Origin of the sequence: Corticicoccus populi, from assembly GCF_042686195.1 — a bacterium.
GTDB classification, from domain to species: Bacteria; Bacillota; Bacilli; order Staphylococcales; family Salinicoccaceae; genus Corticicoccus; species Corticicoccus populi.
In genome coordinates this window covers 1,019,443-1,037,700 of sequence record NZ_JBHUOQ010000001.1, presented here as the reverse complement: position 1 = coordinate 1,037,700, position 18,258 = coordinate 1,019,443, and the positions used below count along the sequence as shown (strand labels likewise).

At 38.9% G+C, this 18,258-nt stretch carries 18 protein-coding genes; 15 read left to right on the top strand and 3 right to left on the bottom strand.

Going from position 1 to position 18,258, the window contains the following annotated elements; all coding sequences use genetic code 11:
- The first annotated feature begins 238 nt into the window (after positions 1-238).
- From auxA to ACFSX4_RS05320, 9 genes are all read left to right on the top strand, one after another.
- Positions 239-1,492, top strand: coding sequence for a lipoteichoic acid stability factor AuxA (gene auxA, locus ACFSX4_RS05360; protein ID WP_377772305.1), 1,254 nt, complete (start codon positions 239-241; stop codon positions 1,490-1,492).
- A complete protein-coding gene (gene hutG / locus ACFSX4_RS05355) occupies positions 1,470-2,381 on the top strand; it encodes a formimidoylglutamase (RefSeq protein WP_377772303.1) in 912 nt (303 codons plus the stop codon). The genes auxA and hutG overlap by 23 nt, the downstream gene beginning before the upstream one ends.
- Positions 2,382-3,560, top strand: a complete 1,179-nt coding sequence (locus tag ACFSX4_RS05350; RefSeq protein ID WP_377772301.1) for a class I SAM-dependent rRNA methyltransferase — start codon at positions 2,382-2,384, stop codon at positions 3,558-3,560.
- 61 nt (positions 3,561-3,621) lie between these two features.
- Positions 3,622-4,077, top strand: coding sequence for a hypothetical protein (locus tag ACFSX4_RS05345; protein ID WP_377772299.1), 456 nt, complete (start codon positions 3,622-3,624; stop codon positions 4,075-4,077).
- Positions 4,078-4,203: 126 nt separating this feature from the next.
- Complete coding sequence (locus tag ACFSX4_RS05340) at positions 4,204-4,470, top strand: phosphocarrier protein HPr (protein WP_377772297.1); 267 nt, start codon at positions 4,204-4,206, stop codon at positions 4,468-4,470.
- On the top strand, positions 4,470-6,191 hold the full coding sequence (gene ptsP, locus ACFSX4_RS05335; protein WP_377772295.1) for a phosphoenolpyruvate--protein phosphotransferase: 1,722 nt from the start codon (positions 4,470-4,472) through the stop codon (positions 6,189-6,191). The genes ACFSX4_RS05340 and ptsP overlap by 1 nt, the downstream gene beginning before the upstream one ends.
- 161 nt (positions 6,192-6,352) lie before the next feature.
- Positions 6,353-7,699, top strand: coding sequence for a cytochrome ubiquinol oxidase subunit I (locus ACFSX4_RS05330; protein WP_377772293.1), 1,347 nt, complete (start codon positions 6,353-6,355; stop codon positions 7,697-7,699).
- Positions 7,699-8,730: a cytochrome d ubiquinol oxidase subunit II gene (locus ACFSX4_RS05325; RefSeq protein ID WP_377772291.1), complete on the top strand. Its 1,032-nt coding sequence runs from the start codon at positions 7,699-7,701 to the stop codon at positions 8,728-8,730. Before ACFSX4_RS05330 ends, ACFSX4_RS05325 begins: the two co-directional genes overlap by 1 nt.
- Positions 8,731-8,748: 18 nt before the next feature.
- The gene (locus ACFSX4_RS05320; RefSeq protein ID WP_377772289.1) at positions 8,749-9,408 is read left to right on the top strand and encodes a potassium channel family protein; all 660 of its coding nucleotides are present in this window, start codon (positions 8,749-8,751) and stop codon (positions 9,406-9,408) included.
- A 31-nt stretch (positions 9,409-9,439) separates the two neighbouring features.
- Here the strand turns inward: ACFSX4_RS05320 and rnjA are convergent, their stop codons facing one another.
- Positions 9,440-11,125: a ribonuclease J1 gene (rnjA, locus tag ACFSX4_RS05315; RefSeq protein ID WP_377772287.1), complete on the bottom strand. Its 1,686-nt coding sequence runs from the start codon at positions 11,123-11,125 to the stop codon at positions 9,440-9,442.
- The gene (locus ACFSX4_RS05310; RefSeq protein WP_377772285.1) at positions 11,125-11,340 is read right to left on the bottom strand and encodes an RNA polymerase epsilon subunit; all 216 of its coding nucleotides are present in this window, start codon (positions 11,338-11,340) and stop codon (positions 11,125-11,127) included. The genes rnjA and ACFSX4_RS05310 overlap by 1 nt, the downstream gene beginning before the upstream one ends.
- Before the next feature lie 284 nt (positions 11,341-11,624).
- Here ACFSX4_RS05310 and ACFSX4_RS05305 point away from each other — a divergent pair, with 284 nt between their 5' ends.
- Complete coding sequence (locus ACFSX4_RS05305) at positions 11,625-11,885, top strand: hypothetical protein (RefSeq protein ID WP_377772283.1); 261 nt, start codon at positions 11,625-11,627, stop codon at positions 11,883-11,885.
- A gap of 99 nt (positions 11,886-11,984) precedes the next feature.
- Here the strand turns inward: ACFSX4_RS05305 and def are convergent, their stop codons facing one another.
- A complete protein-coding gene (gene def / locus ACFSX4_RS05300) occupies positions 11,985-12,539 on the bottom strand; it encodes a peptide deformylase (RefSeq protein ID WP_377772281.1) in 555 nt (184 codons plus the stop codon).
- A 109-nt stretch (positions 12,540-12,648) separates the two neighbouring features.
- On the opposite strand from def, the gene ACFSX4_RS05295 reads away from it, so the two are divergent.
- From ACFSX4_RS05295 to lpdA, 5 genes are all read left to right on the top strand, one after another.
- Positions 12,649-13,278, top strand: a complete 630-nt coding sequence (locus tag ACFSX4_RS05295) for a YkyA family protein (RefSeq protein ID WP_377772279.1) — start codon at positions 12,649-12,651, stop codon at positions 13,276-13,278.
- A 159-nt stretch (positions 13,279-13,437) separates the two neighbouring features.
- Positions 13,438-14,544, top strand: coding sequence for a pyruvate dehydrogenase (acetyl-transferring) E1 component subunit alpha (gene pdhA / locus ACFSX4_RS05290; protein ID WP_377772277.1), 1,107 nt, complete (start codon positions 13,438-13,440; stop codon positions 14,542-14,544).
- Positions 14,545-14,547: 3 nt separating this feature from the next.
- Entirely contained in the window at positions 14,548-15,525 is a 978-nt protein-coding gene (locus tag ACFSX4_RS05285) for an alpha-ketoacid dehydrogenase subunit beta (RefSeq protein WP_377772275.1), read from the top strand.
- A 31-nt stretch (positions 15,526-15,556) separates the two neighbouring features.
- A complete protein-coding gene (locus ACFSX4_RS05280; RefSeq protein ID WP_377772273.1) occupies positions 15,557-16,846 on the top strand; it encodes a dihydrolipoamide acetyltransferase family protein in 1,290 nt (429 codons plus the stop codon).
- A gap of 4 nt (positions 16,847-16,850) precedes the next feature.
- Entirely contained in the window at positions 16,851-18,257 is a 1,407-nt protein-coding gene (lpdA, locus tag ACFSX4_RS05275) for a dihydrolipoyl dehydrogenase (protein WP_377772271.1), read from the top strand.
- Position 18,258: the final 1 nt, after the last annotated feature.

Below are 18,258 nucleotides of genomic sequence, written 5' to 3'. Positions count from 1 at the left end.
CAACAAACACTTACCAACAACTTTTCAGCATAGTATTTGAAAACTTATACACCCGCATATTTGGTTAGTCAAATCTATTCAAACGCGTATTGAATACTTTTTTCATATCATTAATACTATATTATTATCTGTTAGTGATTTATACCCAGCTGTTTATAATGATAAACACAAAAAGTGATAAAAAATGCAAATTTTTTTCTTTTACACTATAATGAATGTTGTATTGAGGTGAATTTTAATGATTAATAAATTAAAAGATAAGAGCGAGGTTATAATCAGTCTTATACTCGGTCTGTTTTTTGTTTTAATGGGTGTCTTCATATTATTTAATACAAGTCGTATTAGAGGAGACGCCGAGTTGGTTGATGAAGGAGAAATTGAAACGATTCTGGATTTAATCAATGCATTCTTTGTAGAAGTTTCCCATATGCTTGGGATTATGATTGGCAGCTTTCCAGTCATTGCAGGTATTTTTCTGATACTGTTTGGTGTTTTCATGTTTAAAGTGGCTCAGACGATTCGTGATACGACTAAATATGATATTTATCTGTCTTTTTTCTTTTTAGGATTGTCGATCGTATTGTTTATCGTTACAACCATTTTAATGTATCAGGTGTACGGTTTATTTGCGATTTTATTCCTTGTGGCATTTATCGTTCATATGCTGTATAACTTTTTTAATGAGTATTTGGATCCGAGACACAGGAAAGAACATTACATGATTATACTGTTTTTCTACGGTATTGCGTATTTCTTTACCCAGAATGCCGTATATTCAAATATTGAATCAACTTTAACACCTACAGATGTTTTATCCATAGACATGTTCTTTGCGATCATATGGGTGCTTTCCCTGCTGTCTCTATGGGTCAGTGTCTTTTTATCGAAATCAAATAATCTTCTGAAGAAGCCGAAGACAGAAGCCGGTAAAAATCTGTCAAGAAAATCAAAACGCAGTACGAACAAACTAAATCCGAATGAATACCTGGGCTTCTCAAAAGCACTCTATGACTTCAGAAACCGGGTGATGCAGGCGGTAAAAGATTTTATCGAAATTGATTTTCCAAAATGGCTCAGAGTTAATTATATTGAATTGATTCTCGGTGTATTGGTTTTATTCTTTATACTGGTGGAATTCAATAACCGTCAAGGTGTCTTTACTGAAGGTCTGTTCCGTTTGTCGCAAATGCAGTACATTTATGAATGGGTGAATTTATTTATCGCCTTAATTCTTGCAGTATTGTATCTGGTATTTACAGTTTTCAATACATGGAAGGATAAATTTTACCACCGTCAGATGGTGATTATTACAGCGTTGTGGCTGAAGGTGACGGTCAGCTTGTATATTACAATATTCAAAGATGTTGAGCTGTCGCTCTTCATACTGCCTTTTAATATACTTCTTGTTTTATTATGTACACCGCTGCTGTTGATTAGTATTTTTAAAAGTTTTGAAAAGGAGACTGTTGATGATGAAGCTGAAACATTATGATTATACAGGACGTATCGATCAGCCCGACATAAAAGAACGGATTCATCAGGTCATAGGCAGTTTTCATGAAAAGAATAATAATAAAGAAATTAAACGCCCCGTCTTCATCGGATTCAGTTCTGATGAAGGCGTGCGTCGTAATAAGGGCCGGACAGGCGCAAAAGAAGGACCTTTCAAAGTCAGAGAGTTTCTTTCTTCAATGCCTTATACTGAAAGTGTGTATGATTATGGAACGATCATTGGAGATGAAAATCTTGAGGCGTCACAGGCATTTCTTGGAGAAGCTGTTTCCGGGGTGCTTGAATCCGGCAACTTCCCGTTGATTATCGGCGGCGGACATGAGACACTGTACGGTCACTATCTGGGGATCCGCCAGGCGTTTCCAAATGCGAAGGCGGCAGTAGTGAATTTTGATGCTCATTTTGATTTAAGAAATGAAAGACCCTCATCCGGAACAATGTTTCATCAGATTTTAGAATCTGATAATAACATTGACTATTATGTGTTCGGTATTCAAAAAAGTGGGAATACGAAGACTTTATTTGATACTGCAGACCGCTTCAACGTTAAATATGCAGTGATGGATGAAGTCAGGGAAACGAATGTATTTGAAGAACGCTTAGAAGAAATCACTAAAGAGTATGATATTGTTTTTGCAACATTATGTATGGATTCCGTGCAGGAGAGTACAGCACCCGGAGTCAGCGCACCGAGTGCCAACGGTTTTACTTCACAAGAGATACACAGTCTGACAAAAAAACTCTCAGGTATAAAGAACCTTGTGAGTTTTGATATTTCAGAAGTTAATCCGAAATTGGATATTAACGATAGAACAAGCCGGCTTGCGGCGAGTATTTTTCATAGTTTTTTAACAAGTAAGGAGTATTAGATGAATACAATTCAACTGACAAAAGGAAACGAAAAGCAATTTTACCAGGGAAAACTTGCGATTGAAAAAGGAGATTTAAGCGAAGATTTATTTCTCCGGGATGGTGAAATTCTGCGTGTAACAGACCATTTCGGTAAATATATCGGAACTGCAATGATGAGCTTTGAACAGAAAGCTGAAGGATGGATATTGACAAAGGATGAGAATGAAACAGTTGACCAGTACTTTATAGAAAAGAAAATAACGGAAGCGGTTGAACGCCGTACGCCGTTGTTTAATGAGGAAGGGACCAATGTGTTCCGTCTGTTTAATGAAATTGGTGACGGTATCGGCGGACTTTCTATTGAGTATTTCAACGGACATTTGCTGGTGACTTTTTATTCGACCGGGATTTATAAAATCAGGGAGCAGATTTTTAAGATTTTGATTAAAACCATGAATCCGGCATCTATTACAGAGCAGAAAAGATTCAGTGTAGACAGCCGGATGGTGATTGAAAATAATCATATTACGGGGAATGTTTCTTTCCCTCTTGCGGTACAGGAATCAGGTGTTTCATATAATGTTGATTTATCTTCAGGACCGATGACAGGCCTCTTTTTGGACCAGCGTGAAACAAGGAAAATGCTCCTGAAAATGAACGGCGGATCTCCACAGCGATTCTTAAATTTATTCAGCTACAGCGGTTCATTTTCAGTTGCTGCTGCTATGAATGGTATGAGCACTACAAGCGTTGACCTTGCAGGGCGTACAAAAGAACTGGTAACTGATAATTTTAATATTAACAACCTTCCTATGGACGCACATGATATTCATATCATGGATACATTTGATTATTTAAAATATGCGAAGAGACATAATCATCGTTTTGATGTGATACTCATTGACCCTCCGAGCTTTTCCCGCAATAAGAAAAAAGTGTTTAAAGTGGCAAGAGATTATCCGAAGCTAATTGAAGGTGCACTTGAGGTATTAAGCAGCCAAGGGACATTGATTTTAAGCCAGAATCTTGAAACCTATACTCTGAATCAATTTAAAAAGGATATTGATCAGACTTTAAAAAAGAATAATCAAAAATATGAACTGGTTGATGTAAAAGGACTCCCTAAAGATTTTCCGACATCAAAAGGATATAAGAACGGTAAATATTTAAACATTGTAACAATTAAACTGGTTTAAGTTTTAAAATAATGGAAACAGGGCATTATAATACCAGGATTCTTATTTAGGAGGGAATAATATGGCTCAGAACTTAGTAACACAGGATGATATTAATCAGAAAGAACAGACAGCAAGAGAACTTGTTAAGAAAAAAGCAAGGATTTCAAGTTTAGCTGCAGCACTTCCAATCCCGTTTCTGGATATTGGAACTGATATGAAGCTGATGAATGATATCACTGATGAGATTGAAGACGTTTTTGGTATTGACCACGCTGATGTTGTCAGTACAAGCGACGACTTTGCTGTAAGAGCTGCTGTAACTGCGACAAGTATGGGCAGTGAGTTTATCGCAAAACGAGTGACACCTTACATTTTCAGTAAAGTGATAAAGGGCGTAAAGTTCAAACGCTTTAATATTGTAAACATCATTAGTCTCGTTGTCGGTGCAGTTATCAGTTACGTACTGATGAAGAAATTAGGAGACAATCATGTTGATAAATGTGTGCAGTATTTAAAGGAAAAAGAATCATTATAAAACCCTTTTCATAAAATTGCACATCTAGTGGATAAAAAAGCTGTATCCATGCTACAATGTATAGTAATCATGATGTATCATGACAAAACATAATTTAAATTTGAACTATAAAAGGAGTTTACACACATGGAACAAAAATCATTTTTTATTACAGACGAAACAGGAATTCACGCTAGACCGGCAACAATCTTGGTACAAACTGCTTCTAAATTTGATTCAGATATTCAGCTTGAATATAACAGTAAAAAAGTAAACTTAAAATCAATTATGGGTGTTATGTCACTTGGAGTTGGTAAAGATTCAGAAGTTACTGTATATGCTGAAGGTGATGATGAAACAGATGCACTTGCTGCAATTACAGAAACTCTTTCTAAAGAAGGATTGACTTCATAATGTCAAACATTCTTAAGGGTATCGGTGCAAGTGACGGGATTGCAATTGAAAAAGTGTATTCCCTTGAAGAACCGGACCTCAGTTTTAAGAAAAAAACAATTGAAGAAGGAGAGCTGGGCAGCGAGCTTGAAAACTTCAAAAACAGCTTTAACCAATCCAAAGTAGAAGTAACTAAGATACGTAATCATGCTGAGGAAGTTGTCGGGCCTGAACATGCTGCTATCTTTGATGCGCATTTATTAGTCCTTGACGACCCTGAATTTTTGGGACCGATTGAAACAGCGATTAACGGTCTGAAAAGTGCACCTCAGGCGCTCGTTGAAACACGTGATCAGTTTGTAACTATTTTTGAATCAATGGATAATGAGTACATGCAGGAACGTGCTGCTGATATTAAAGATGTATCTAAGCGCGTACTTGCGCATATGCTGGGTAAAGAACTTCCAAACCCTGCAAATATCTCAGAACCTGTTGTCATAGTTGCTGAAGACTTAACGCCGTCCGATACAGCACAGCTCGACAAGAAATTTGTTAAAGGCTTTGTAACAAATATCGGCGGACGTACTTCACACTCTGCAATCATGTCACGGTCACTTGAAATACCTGCAGTAGTAGGTACGAAAAATGTGACTGAAGAAGCTGTGATTGGTGAAACAATCATTGTTGACGGTACGACAGGTGATGTAATTATACATCCGTCTGAAGATGAAATCCTGGCATACAGAGAGAAAGAAAAAGAAGTACTTGCTGAAAAAGAAGAACTTCTTAAACTTGTGGACAGTAAAACTGAAACCAATGATGGTGTTCATGTTGAACTGGCTGCGAATATCGGTACACCTGAAGATGTTGAAGGTGCTGTACGTCATGGTGCAGAAGGTGTTGGACTTTTCCGTACAGAATTCCTATATATGGGGCGTAATGAACTTCCGACTGAGGATGAGCAGTATGAATCATATAAAGCCGTTTTAGAAGGCATGGACGGGAAACCAGTTGTTGTCCGAACCATCGATATCGGTGGAGATAAAGAACTGCCGTATTTGGATCTTCCAAAAGAAATGAATCCGTTTCTCGGATACCGTGCGATTCGTATGGCTCTTGAAAATCAGGATTTATTCAGAACACAGCTTCGTGCGTTATTGCGTTCAAGTGTACACGGAAACTTGAAAATCATGTTCCCAATGATTGCGACACTTGAAGAATTTAATGAGGCAAAAGCATTGTTACTGGAAGAGAAAGAGAATTTGAAATCAGAAGGTATCGAAGTTAAAGATGATATTGAAGTCGGAATTATGGTTGAGATTCCATCAACTGCAGTTCTTGCAGATCAATTTGCTAAAGAAGTAGACTTCTTCAGTATCGGTACAAATGATTTAATCCAATATACAATGGCAGCAGACAGAATGAATGAAAAAGTCAGCTATTTGTATCAGCCTTACCACCCTGCATTACTGCGTTTAATTCAAAATGTTATTCAGGCATCTCATAATGAAGGTAAATGGACAGGCATGTGCGGAGAAATGGCCGGCGACACTCATGCGGTACCGCTTCTGCTAGGACTCGGTTTGGATGAATTCTCTATGAGCGGCACAAGCATATTGAAAGCAAGACGCCAGATTTCCGAACTGAATAAAGCGGATATGGAACAGCTTGCATCAGCAGCATTAAAAGCTAAAAATACTGAAGATGTTCTTAAACTTGTTAAAGAGTTTACAGAACGTTAATATTTTAAAATCGGGGCAGAGTATTCTGCTCCGGTTTTTATTTAATTTTAAAGTATGATAATTAATTCACAAAAATGTCATTAGATTTTTATAGTTATGGCAATCATTTTATGGTGATAGGAGGTATAATGATAAGACGTAAGAATGAGGGGTGTTACTAAATGGAAGACGTTATTCTGGGAAGAGTCATCACAGCGGCTACTCTTGGTTTTCATATTATATTCGCAACCCTGGGTGTAGGTATACCGGTTGCAATCATGGTTCTTGAATTTTTAGGTATAAAAAAGAATGATTCACACTATTTAACAATGGCACGCAGGATTGCCAAAGGATTTACAGTCACTGTCGCAGTAGGCGTAGTGACGGGTACGATTATTGGTCTGCAGTTATCATTAATCTGGCCTGAGTTCATGAGACTCGGCGGGCAGATTATCGCACTGCCGTTATTCATGGAAACTTTTGCATTCTTTTTTGAAGCAATATTTTTAGGTATTTATCTTTATACGTGGGATCGTTTCAAAAATCCATGGCATCACTGGATATTAACAATACCGGTTGTCATAGGTTCAACACTTTCTGCATTTTTCATTACGACGGTGAATTCTTTCATGAATACACCGGCAGGATTTGAATTGACAGCAGATACTTTTGTAAATATTGATCCAATCGCAGCCATGTTCAATCCGTCTACATGGGTGAGGGTATTCCATGTCGTCGCAACTGCGTATATGACTGCGATATTTATCCTTGGTTCCATTGCTGCTTTTAAATTAATTAGAAGCAAGTTTAAAGAGGACCGGGAGTATCATAAAAAAGGGCTTAAAGTAATGATGTCCATGGGTGTTGTTTTTGGACTTTTAACAATGCTTGCAGGAGATTTTTCAGCTAAATTTTTACATGAGGAACAGCCTGAGAAATTAGCTGCGATGGAATGGCATTTTGAGACTGAAAGCCACGCGGATTTAATATTGTTCGGAGTTCTTGATGAAGAAAATCAGGAAGTGAATTATGAAATCAGAATACCATGGATGTTAAGCTTCCTGTCAGGAAACTCTTTTGATACAGAGGTGACAGGACTGAATGATATACCTGAGGATGAACATCCGCCTCTGATTATTCATTATTTCTTTGATTTGATGGTGGTATTTGGAATGTATGCATTCGGTATATCGGTGCTTTACTTCATTGCTAAATTCACTAAAGGTTTAAATGAACATCATCCATCACTATTATATGCCTATGTTCTGGCTGGACCGTTATCAATGCTTGCGATTGAAGCCGGCTGGTTCTTAGCCGAAATGGGTCGTCAGCCATGGATACTGCGTGGTTATATGAAAGTGTCCGAAGCTGTGACGAATGCAGATGGTCTTGGTGTAACCCTGCTTGCGTTTGTCGGCCTGTATGCAGTACTTGGGTTTACATGCGTATATGTGCTGCTCAAAATGTATAAAGATCAGTCGGCTGAAGCATCGAGACTGGAATATTACGGTAAGAGAGGTGATGAATAATGCCGGATTTAAATTATGAATTGATTGGAATCACGGTCTTATGGACTTTCTTATACGGGTATGTCATTGTCGCATCAATTGACTTTGGTGCCGGCTTCTTTAATTACTATGCGATGAAAACAGGGAAGCATCAGCTCATCAGTGGTATTATTCAAAGGTATTTAAGCCCTGTCTGGGAAATTACCAACGTGTTCTTTGTGTTTTTCTTCGTTGGAATTGTCGGTTTTTATCCTGATACAGCTTATTATTTAGGGACGACACTTCTAATACCCGGAAGTATTGCATTGATTCTGCTTTCTATACGCGGCAGTTATTATGCGTTTAATTCGTATAATGTCACACCTAAAATGTCATGGGCATTTTTATACGGTGTGACGGGACTTCTGATTCCTGCATCACTTTCTGTTGTTCTGGTAATATCAGAAGGCGGATATATTATAGAAGATCAAAGCGGACTTCAACTTGACCTGACAGAACTGTTTTTCTCAACTTATGCATGGTCAGTTGTCTTTTTAGCAATCATATCTGTTTTATATATATCAAGCGGATTCTTGACTTATTATGCAGCGAAAGCAAATAATAAAGGTGCGATGGAAGTTACACGCAGCTGGTTTTTAATCTGGACACTTCCGATGCTTGTGATATCACAGTTTACTTTTCTCGGTTTAAGAGATCATAACTATGAGCATTTTATTAATGCACAGAACTACTGGTATCTTTTCGGCCTTAGTCTTGCAGCAATGGCGGTTGCCATTCTTCTTATATGGAAAAAAAGAAATTTTGGTCTCGCATTTATTTTAATTATGCTTCAGTTTGCCTTTGCATTTTTTGGATACGGTCTAAGTAAACTGCCGTATATATTGTATCCTTATATTGATATTGAAACGTCTGTAGTAAATGAAACAATGGCTTTCAGCCTGACTATTGTATTTATACTTGGTTTATTAATGCTTATTCCAAGTTTAATATTAGTAATGAGACTCTTTATATTTGATAAAGATTATGTGCAGGGGAAGAATGACAAATATTAATAACAGTTGGTGGGGAATATGAATAAAGAATTTGCGGTCATAGGACTCGGTCGTTTCGGCGGCAGTATTGTTCGTGAGCTGGTAGAACTTGACTGTGATGTACTGGCAATAGATATTGATGAGGAACTTGTCAATGAGTATCAGGATATTGCGACACGTTCTGTAGTGGCAAATACAACTGAGGAACAGGTTTTAAAGGATCTCGGCCTTAGAAATTTTGATAATGTAATTGTGGCAATAGGGGATAATATACAGGAAAGTATTTTGACAACACTGCTGCTTAAAGACATTGGTGTAAAACGTGTAACGGTAAAGGCAAAGAACAATTATCATGCAAGGGTTCTTGAAAAGATCGGCGCAGACCTTGTTGTTCATCCGGAGCGGGACATGGGACGCAGAGTGGCGCATAAATTAACATCATCTTCAGTCATTGATTATTTGGAGTTGAGTGATCATCACTCTATTGCCGAGTATATTGCAGGCAGTAAAATAGAAGGTCATTCACTGCTTGATTTAAACTTCCGCCAGAAATTCGGCTTAAGTGTTATTGCGATTAAAAGATCGGATGACATATTAATTAACCCGGATCCTAAAATTAAAATCAGAAAAGATGATATTTTGATTATTATAGGGGAAGATGATGATTTAAATCAGTTTGAAAAAAAAGTAATGCTATAGAAAAATCCTCTGCCGCCGGCAGAGGATTTTCTTATTTCTTTTTATCATCATTTACTCTCATAATCATTGGAAGAATCATCGGACGGCGTTTTGTCTTCTGATATAAGTGTTTGCTCAATTCTTCAATAATCAACTGCTTAACATGGAACCATTCGACATTGTCTTTATTATTAAGAAGTTCCTGAATATGTTCACGTATCTTCTTCTCGGAATGACGAATCAATCCGTATGATTCTCTCATATAGACAAAGCCGCGGGAAATGATATCCGGACCGCTTAACAGTTCACGGTTTTTAAAGTCAATGGAAACAACGACAATAGCGAGACCTTCTTCACTGAGTTCTTTACGGTCACGGAGTACAATGTTTCCAATATCACCAATTCCAATACCGTCAACGAATACCGTACCTGCCTGTACCCGGTGGCTGACTTTTGCACTGTCTTTTGTCAGAGCAAGTACCTCGCCGATTTTCATCAGGAAGACATTATCAGGTTCAATACCTGTTGATATTCCGAGTTCCTTATGCAGTTTAAGCATACGGTACTCACCATGAATCGGCATGAAATATTTAGGCTTGATTAAACGGAGCATTAATTTCTGCTCTTCCTGTGAACCATGCCCGGATGTGTGGATATTGGAAAGTTTTCCATGAATCACATCAGCACCCGCTTTATAAAGAGCATTAATCGTACGGTTTACACTCAATGTGTTCCCAGGGATTGGTGAGGAACTGAAAACGACAGTATCATCAGGAATGATGCTGATTTGTTTATGTGTTCCATTTGCGATACGTGATAATGCTGCCATCGGTTCTCCTTGAGAGCCGGTGCAGAGTATCATGACTTTATGCTTTTCAATCTTATTAATCATTTTAGGTTCAATAAATGTCTCAGGCGGTGCTTTAATATAACCGAGTTCTGTACCGATTTTAATATTATTCTCCATGCTTCTGCCGAAGATACATATTTTACGATCGAATTTCACTGCAGCTTCGATTGCCTGCTGGACACGGTAAATGTTGGAGGCGAATGTTGCGAATATAATCCGACCTGAACATTTTCTGAATATATCTTCCACATTCTGGCCGACTTCTTTTTCACTGATTGTGAAATTCGGTACAGTTGCATTGGTGGAGTCGGAAAGCAGGCAGAGTACACCTTCTTCACCGAGCTGTGCCATTTTTGCGATATTCGCAGGCTCACCTACAGGCGTAAAATCAAATTTAAAATCACCCGTATGAACAATATTTCCTTCCGGTGTTCTGATAACAACACCATATGCTTCAGGTATAGAGTGTGTAGTTAAATAAAATTCAACACTCATGTGATCAAATTTAAGAACGCTGTCTTCTTCAATTGGAATCAGTTCAGTGGAACGGAGCAGATGATGCTCTTCCAGTTTGTTGCGAATCAGTCCCAAAGCAAGCGGACCGGAATATATCGGTACATTAATTTCTTTCAGCAAAAACGGGATGCCGCCGATATGGTCTTCGTGGCCGTGTGTTACAACCAGTGCTTTAATCTTATTAACGTTTTCTTTTAAATAAGTGTAGTCTGGAATGACGTAGTCAATCCCTAAATGTTCATCGTCCGGGAATTTAATTCCGGCATCGATGATGATGATTTCATCTTTGTATTCGACACAATAGGTGTTCTTACCAATTTCCCCAAGTCCCCCGAGGGCGAATACGCCAACTTCGTTCTTTTCAAGTGACATCAGACTTTTTCCACCTTAAAATCAACATTGTTTTCTTTTTCATACTCAAGATGTTCGGGACTTAGTTCTGTTACAAATTCGATATTATAGCCGGAATCTTTCAATGCGATTCTGACTTCTGATTCTGACGCTGCTTCAAAGTAGCGTGTGTGTGTATCCTCGCGAATAATGCGGTTACCATTCGCTTCCTGGAAAAATGCTTTAAATACTGCCATGTTAAAATCTCCTTAATTTATATCAATATTATTATTCTTTATTCAAAAAAAAGTGTGCCTAAAATATTTTTAAGCACAAATTTAGGAATGAACTGTGATTCCTTTATGTTATTCACTGCCTAATAAACCTTTACTGCCGAGAATGCGTCGTAGTTTCTGCTTCACTTTCTTTCGCAAGCGTCTGAGCATATAGACCACATCCCTATATCTACTTAGTTATTATTTTACAATATAGACGGTATACATGCAAAGACTTTATAATTAAAGTAAGGAGGTTGAGTGATATGGATACAAAAGTACTTTTAAATCGTATTATTTTAGAAAAAGAAAGGTCGGACAGACAATTTGTGAAGTTGGAGTTCAATGTCCGCGAAAGTCAGGTTGTCATGCGCTATGTTTATGAAGATGAATATAATGACGATATCCATATGAACCGCCACGATGCAGATCCTGAATTAATGGATGCAGATACTTTTGAAAATTTGAAGCAGCTGTTAAATGAAAAGAAAATTCCGTATCAGGCACGGCGGGATGAATTTATGTAGTCTTCCTCAGGACATTTACGACTGCATTCATGAGCACTTTGATGAATATTGAAGAATAGAGCCGGACGCACCTCAAATGCGTCCGGCTCTATTTTTATATTATAATTCGAGTGCCTTTGCTCCGATTTTCGGTTCCAAAGGCATTTCTTTATCGATATGTTCGTAGAACATGACACCGTTCAAGTGATCAAATTCGTGCTGAAGCACAATCGCAAGGTGGCCTTTTGCTTTGATTTCAATTTTTTCACCATCCGGTGTTGTCGCCTGCATTTTGATCCGGCTGTAACGGTGAACGAGTCCCTCTATATCTTCATCCACACTTAAGCATCCTTCTCCACCGGGCAAATAGGTTTCAGTAACAGAGTGGCTTTTAATTTTTGGATTAATCAGCATATAGTCATGCTCAATATTTCCATCTTCATCTTCTGTATAAACCACAAACATCCGTTTATCAATGCCGACCTGTGGTGCTGCAATTCCAACACCGGGTCTGAGACCGTATTTTTCAGAGAGTTCGGGGTCTTGTGAATTAATGAGATACTCCCTCATTAATTTAAGCTGGTTGATTGTTTCTTCATCAATTTCGTCAACTGCTGCAGCCTTTTTATGAAGAATTGGTGCAGGGTCGCGAACGATATCTTTCATAGTTAACAAAATAAAGCCCTCCTGTTTTTTCAATCAATAATTATAGTATACTATAGTCATGACTTAAAAGTTTATGTTGTGCATTATTATATAATATACGCTTGGAGGTATATTTGTCATGAAAAAAATATTCATCACTCTGTCAATGATGGTGATTGTTTTAATCGGTTGTTCCAATGATACGGAAGAACTGAAAGAGTTTTATAATGAGTTTCAGGAAACAGTAAGAACAGAGAATGGTTTAAGTGATGTTACAGATAAATTCAATACTCTGGAAGAAGAACGTTCAGATCTGCAGGATGATCTTGCCGCTGCGGATATGGGCGAAATCAACGAAATCAGTACAGCGCTGATTGAGAATGCTGATAAGCGACTTGAACTGATTGATGAAGAAGAAGAAATTATGCAGGAGTCAAAGGAAACAGCTGAAAATGCGAATGACGCATTTGAAATGATTTCAAATGAATCATACATCATTCATGCAGAATCTCTGATCTCGGCAGCAGATGATAGATATGATGCGCACGCAGAATTGATTGACCAGCTGAGGGTCACTCTCAATGCTGAAAAATCAGTATTTGAGTTTTTAAATGAGGAAGAAGTGACCCAGGACGGTATTGATGAAGAAATCAATGCATTGAATGAAGAATACGGCAGATTGGAAACGCTGCAGAATGATTTGAATACTTCAACGGAACGTGTAAATGAACTAAAAGGTGAAATTCGTACCTTAATTGATGAAAGTTGATGTTGTTTTATAACAGTTCTTTCTGTGTTAGTCATTATTTCGTTGATTTAAAGGTATTTTGAAACATCTGTTTCAACGAGCATTAATTTACGATTGTAACAGGTTATGATATTATTATTAGTGGTATATAAACTATTTGAAAGGCATGGTGAACATTCTATGGCACCTAAAAAAAGCTTTGACCCGGTAAAAGTATTGGCTGAGGTCGAGAAAAAGTTTGAAATGTTTCAAATTTTAAATGAGGAAGGCGAAATCGTTAACGAAGACGCAATGCCTGACTTATCAGATGATGAACTTGTTGAATTAATGAGACGTATGGTTTGGACACGCGTACTGGATCAGCGTTCAATTTCATTAAACAGACAGGGACGTCTGGGATTCTATGCACCGACTGCAGGACAGGAAGCTTCACAGCTTGCAAGTCAGTATGCACTTGAACAGGAAGACTACATTCTTCCAGGCTACCGTGACGTACCGCAGTTAATCTGGCAGGGTCTGCCGTTAACGCAGGCATTTTTATTTTCACGCGGTCACTTCAAAGGGAATCAGTTCCCGGAAGGTGTTAATGCACTGAGCCCGCAGATTATTATCGGTGCACAGTATGTACAAAATGCCGGTGTTGCAGTAGGTATTAAAAAGCGTGGTAAATCTGCAGTTGCTGTAACATATACAGGTGACGGTGGAACATCACAAGGTGATTTCTATGAAGGGATCAACTTTGCTTCTGCATACAAAGCACCTGCAATTTTTGTTGTGCAAAACAACAATTATGCTATCTCCACACCTCGTGAACTGCAGACAAATGCAAAAACACTTGCTCAAAAAGCAGTATCAGTAGGTATTCCGGGAGTGCTTGTAGACGGAATGGACCCGCTTGCAGTTTATAAAGTCACTAAAGATGCACGTGACCGCGCAGTTGCAGGTGACGGACCGACATTGATTGAAACTTTATGCTACCGTTACGGACCGCATACAATGGCCGGTGATGATCCGACACGTTACAGAACTTCTGATGAAGATTCTGATTGGGAGAAAAAAGATCCGTTAGTTCGTTTCCGTAAATTCCTCGAGTCTAAAGACCTTTGGAATGAAGAAAAAGAAAATGAAGTAATGGAACAGGCAAAAGAAGATGTTAAAAAAGCGATTAAGGAAGCAGATGCAACTGAGAAGCAGTCTGTGACTCAATTAATGGATAACATGTATGAAGACATGCCTCAAAATTTGAAAGAGCAGTATGAAGTCTACAAAGAGAAGGAGTCGAAATAACACATGGCACAAATGACGATGATTCAAGCCATCAACAATGCTATGGCTGCAGAATTAAAAAACGATGAAAATGTCCTGGTCTTCGGTGAAGACGTTGGTGTTAACGGCGGTGTTTTCCGTGCTACTGAAGGTCTGCAGAAAGAGTTTGGCGAGGAACGTGTATTTGATACACCACTTGCTGAAAGCGGAATTGCCTCATTAGGTTTAGGTTTAACTCTTGAAGGGTACCGTCCTGTGGTTGAAATTCAGTTCTTTGGATTTTTATTTGAAGCAATGGACGGCATTGCCGGACAGATTGCCCGTCACAGATACCGTTCAGGCGGTTCAAAATCAATGCCGCTTGTTATTCGTGCACCATTTGGCGGCGGTGTGCATACGCCGGAACTTCACGCTGATTCACTTGAAGGTTTAATGGCACAGACTCCTGGTCTGAAAGTGGTTATCCCGTCAAACCCTGTAGATGCCAAAGGTCTTTTGATTGAAGCAATCCGTTCCAATGATCCGGTTGTTTTCTTAGAGCATATGAAATTGTACCGCTCATTCCGTGAAGATGTACCGGATGAAGACTACACTGTTGAAATTGGTAAAGCTTCAGTTAAAAAAGAAGGTACTGATGTTACACTTATTGCATACGGTGCAATGGTTCAGGAATCTTTAAAAGCAGCCGAGGCGCTTGAAGAAGAAGGTATCTCTGCTGAAGTGATTGACCTAAGAACTGTTTCACCTGTAGACTACGATACACTTGTAGAATCAGTTGAAAAAACAAACCGTGCAGTATTTGTTCAGGAAGCACAGCGCCAGGCTGGTGTGGCTGGAAGTGTTATTTCTGAATTAACAGAACGTACAATTTTAAGTCTTGAAGCACCGATTCTACGTGTTGCTGCACCGGATACTGTTTACGCGTTTACACAAGCTGAAGGTGTATGGCTGCCGAATAAAGATGATATTATTGAACGTGCAAAAGAAGTCGTTAATTTTTAAATAATAGTATTACCCAGAAGGAGGAGTAATTGTGGCGTACGAATTTAAATTGCCGGATATTGGTGAAGGAATCCACGAAGGTGAGATTGCTAAATGGTTAGTGCAGGAAGGCGATACAGTTGCAGAAGATGATGTATTAGCTGAAGTACAGAACGATAAAGCAGTTGTAGAGATACCTTCTCCTGTAGACGGTACTGTAAAGACAATTCATGTTGAAGAAGGTGAGGTTACGACTGTTGGAACAACAATCGTAACAATTGATGACGGTTCTGAAGATTCAGGTTCATCCAGTGATGATAAAGAAGAATCCAAGGAAGAAAAATCTGAAGAGAAATCAGAGGAAAAATCTGATTCTAAAGATGAAGGTAAAGAAGAGCCTAAAAAAGAAGTTTCCGGTGAACGTGTCATTGCGATGCCGTCAGTACGTAAATTTGCACGTGAAAACGATGTGAATATCAGTGAAGTGACAGGCAGCGGTAAAAATGGACGCGTGTTAAAAGAAGACATTGACGCGTTTGTAAACGGTGATGCACCGGCTAAAGAAACAGCTTCTGAAGAATCTTCAGAAAAAGAAGAAACTAAATCAGCGAAATCTGCACCGGCTAAGTCCGAAGGCGACTTCCCTGAAAGTCGTGAGAAAATGAGCGGAATGAGAAAAGCGATTGCGAATGCAATGGTTAACTCTAAGCACACTTCTCCACACGTGACTTTAATTGATGAAGTTGAAGTTGATGCTTTATGGGATCACCGTAAAAAGTTCAAAGACGTTGCAGCAGAGCAGGGTGTTAAACTGACATTCCTTCCGTATGTAGTAAAAGCACTTGTTGCAGCACTTAAGAAATATCCTGAAATCAATACTTCTATTGATAACGATACGTTTGAAGTTATCCAGAAACATTACTACAATGTAGGTATTGCAGCAGATACTGAAAAAGGTCTTGTTGTTCCGGTTGTGAAGAATGCTGATAAAAAATCAATGTTCGAAATTTCCGATGAAATTAACAACCTGGCTGTAAAAGCACGTGACGGTAAACTTTCCGGCGATGAAATGAAGGGCGGATCTGTTACTATTTCCAACCTTGGTTCAGCAGGCGGAAAATGGTTCACACCGGTTATCAACCAGCCGGAAGTCGCTATTTTAGGTATCGGCCGTATCGAGCAGAAAGCTGTTGTCAGAGACGGTGAAATTGTACCGGCATTCAGCCTGTCATTATCATTCAGCTTTGACCACAGACAAATTGACGGTATGACAGCTCAAAATGCTTTAAATCATGTTAAGCGTTTATTGAATAATCCAGAATTATTATTAATGGAGGGATAAGAGTATGGTAGTTGGAGATTTTCCTATTGAAACTGATACAGTTGTCGTTGGTGCAGGTCCCGGCGGTTATGTTGCAGCAATTCGTGCAGCACAACTGGGACAGAAAGTTACAATCGTTGAGAAAGGGACTCTCGGCGGTGTCTGCTTAAATGTCGGGTGTATTCCGTCCAAAGCTTTAATCGCTTCATCCCACCGTTATCAGCATGCACTTCATTCCGATGATATGGGTGTAACTACTGAAGGTGTGAGCCTTGATTTCTCTAAAGTACAATCTTTTAAAGACAGTGTTGTTAAGAAATTAACAGGCGGTGTTGAAGGATTATTAAAAGGCAACAAAGTTGAAATCGTTAAAGGTGAAGCTTACTTTGTTGATAAAAACAGCATGAAAGTCATGGATGACAAACAGTCCCAGACTTATGAATTTAAAAATGCAATTATCGCAACAGGTTCACGTCCGATTGAAATCCCTGGTTTCAAATTCGGTAAACGCGTTCTTGATTCTACAGGTGCACTTGCATTAGAAGAAAAACCTGAAAAATTAATCGTTATCGGCGGCGGTTATATTGGTACAGAGCTTGGTACTGCTTATGCTAATTTCGGTACTGAAGTAACTATTTTAGAAGGTATGAAAGACATTCTCGGCGGTTTTGAAAAACCAATGACACAGCTTGTTAAGAAGAACCTTAAGAAAAAAGGTGCCAATATCGTCACTGAAGCAATGGCTAAATCTGCTGAAGAGACTGAAAACGGTGTTAAAGTCACTTATGAAGCAAAAGGTGAGACGCACGAAGTTGAAGCGGACTATGTTCTTGTTACTGTAGGACGTAAACCGAATACGGACGAACTTGGCCTTGAAGAGCTTGGTGTTAAATTAACAGACCGCGGTTTAGTGGAAGTTGATAAGCAGTCAAGATCTTCTATCGATAACATCTATGCTATCGGCGATATCGTTCCAGGTTTACCGCTTGCACATAAAGCAAGCTATGAAGCGAAAGTAGCAGCAGAAGCAATCTCTGGTGAAAAATCAGAAGTGGATTATCTTTCAATCCCGGCTGTATGTTTCACTGAGCCTGAGCTTGCAACAGTCGGTCTAACTGAAGCTGATGCTAAAGATGAAGGTTTTGAAATCACATCAGGTAAATTCCCGTTTGCTGCAAACGGCCGTGCGCTCGGTCTTAATGAAACAGATGGTTTCGTTAAAGTAGTTGCACGTAAAGAAGACGGTCTTGTGCTTGGAGCACAGGTTGCAGGTAACGGTGCTTCAGATATTATTTCTGAACTCGGACTTGCTGTTGAAACAGGCATGACATTGGAAGACATTGCACTGACAATTCATGCTCACCCGACATTAGGTGAGATTCCAATGGAAGCAGCTGAAGTTGCACTTGGAAAACCAATTCATTCAATGTAAT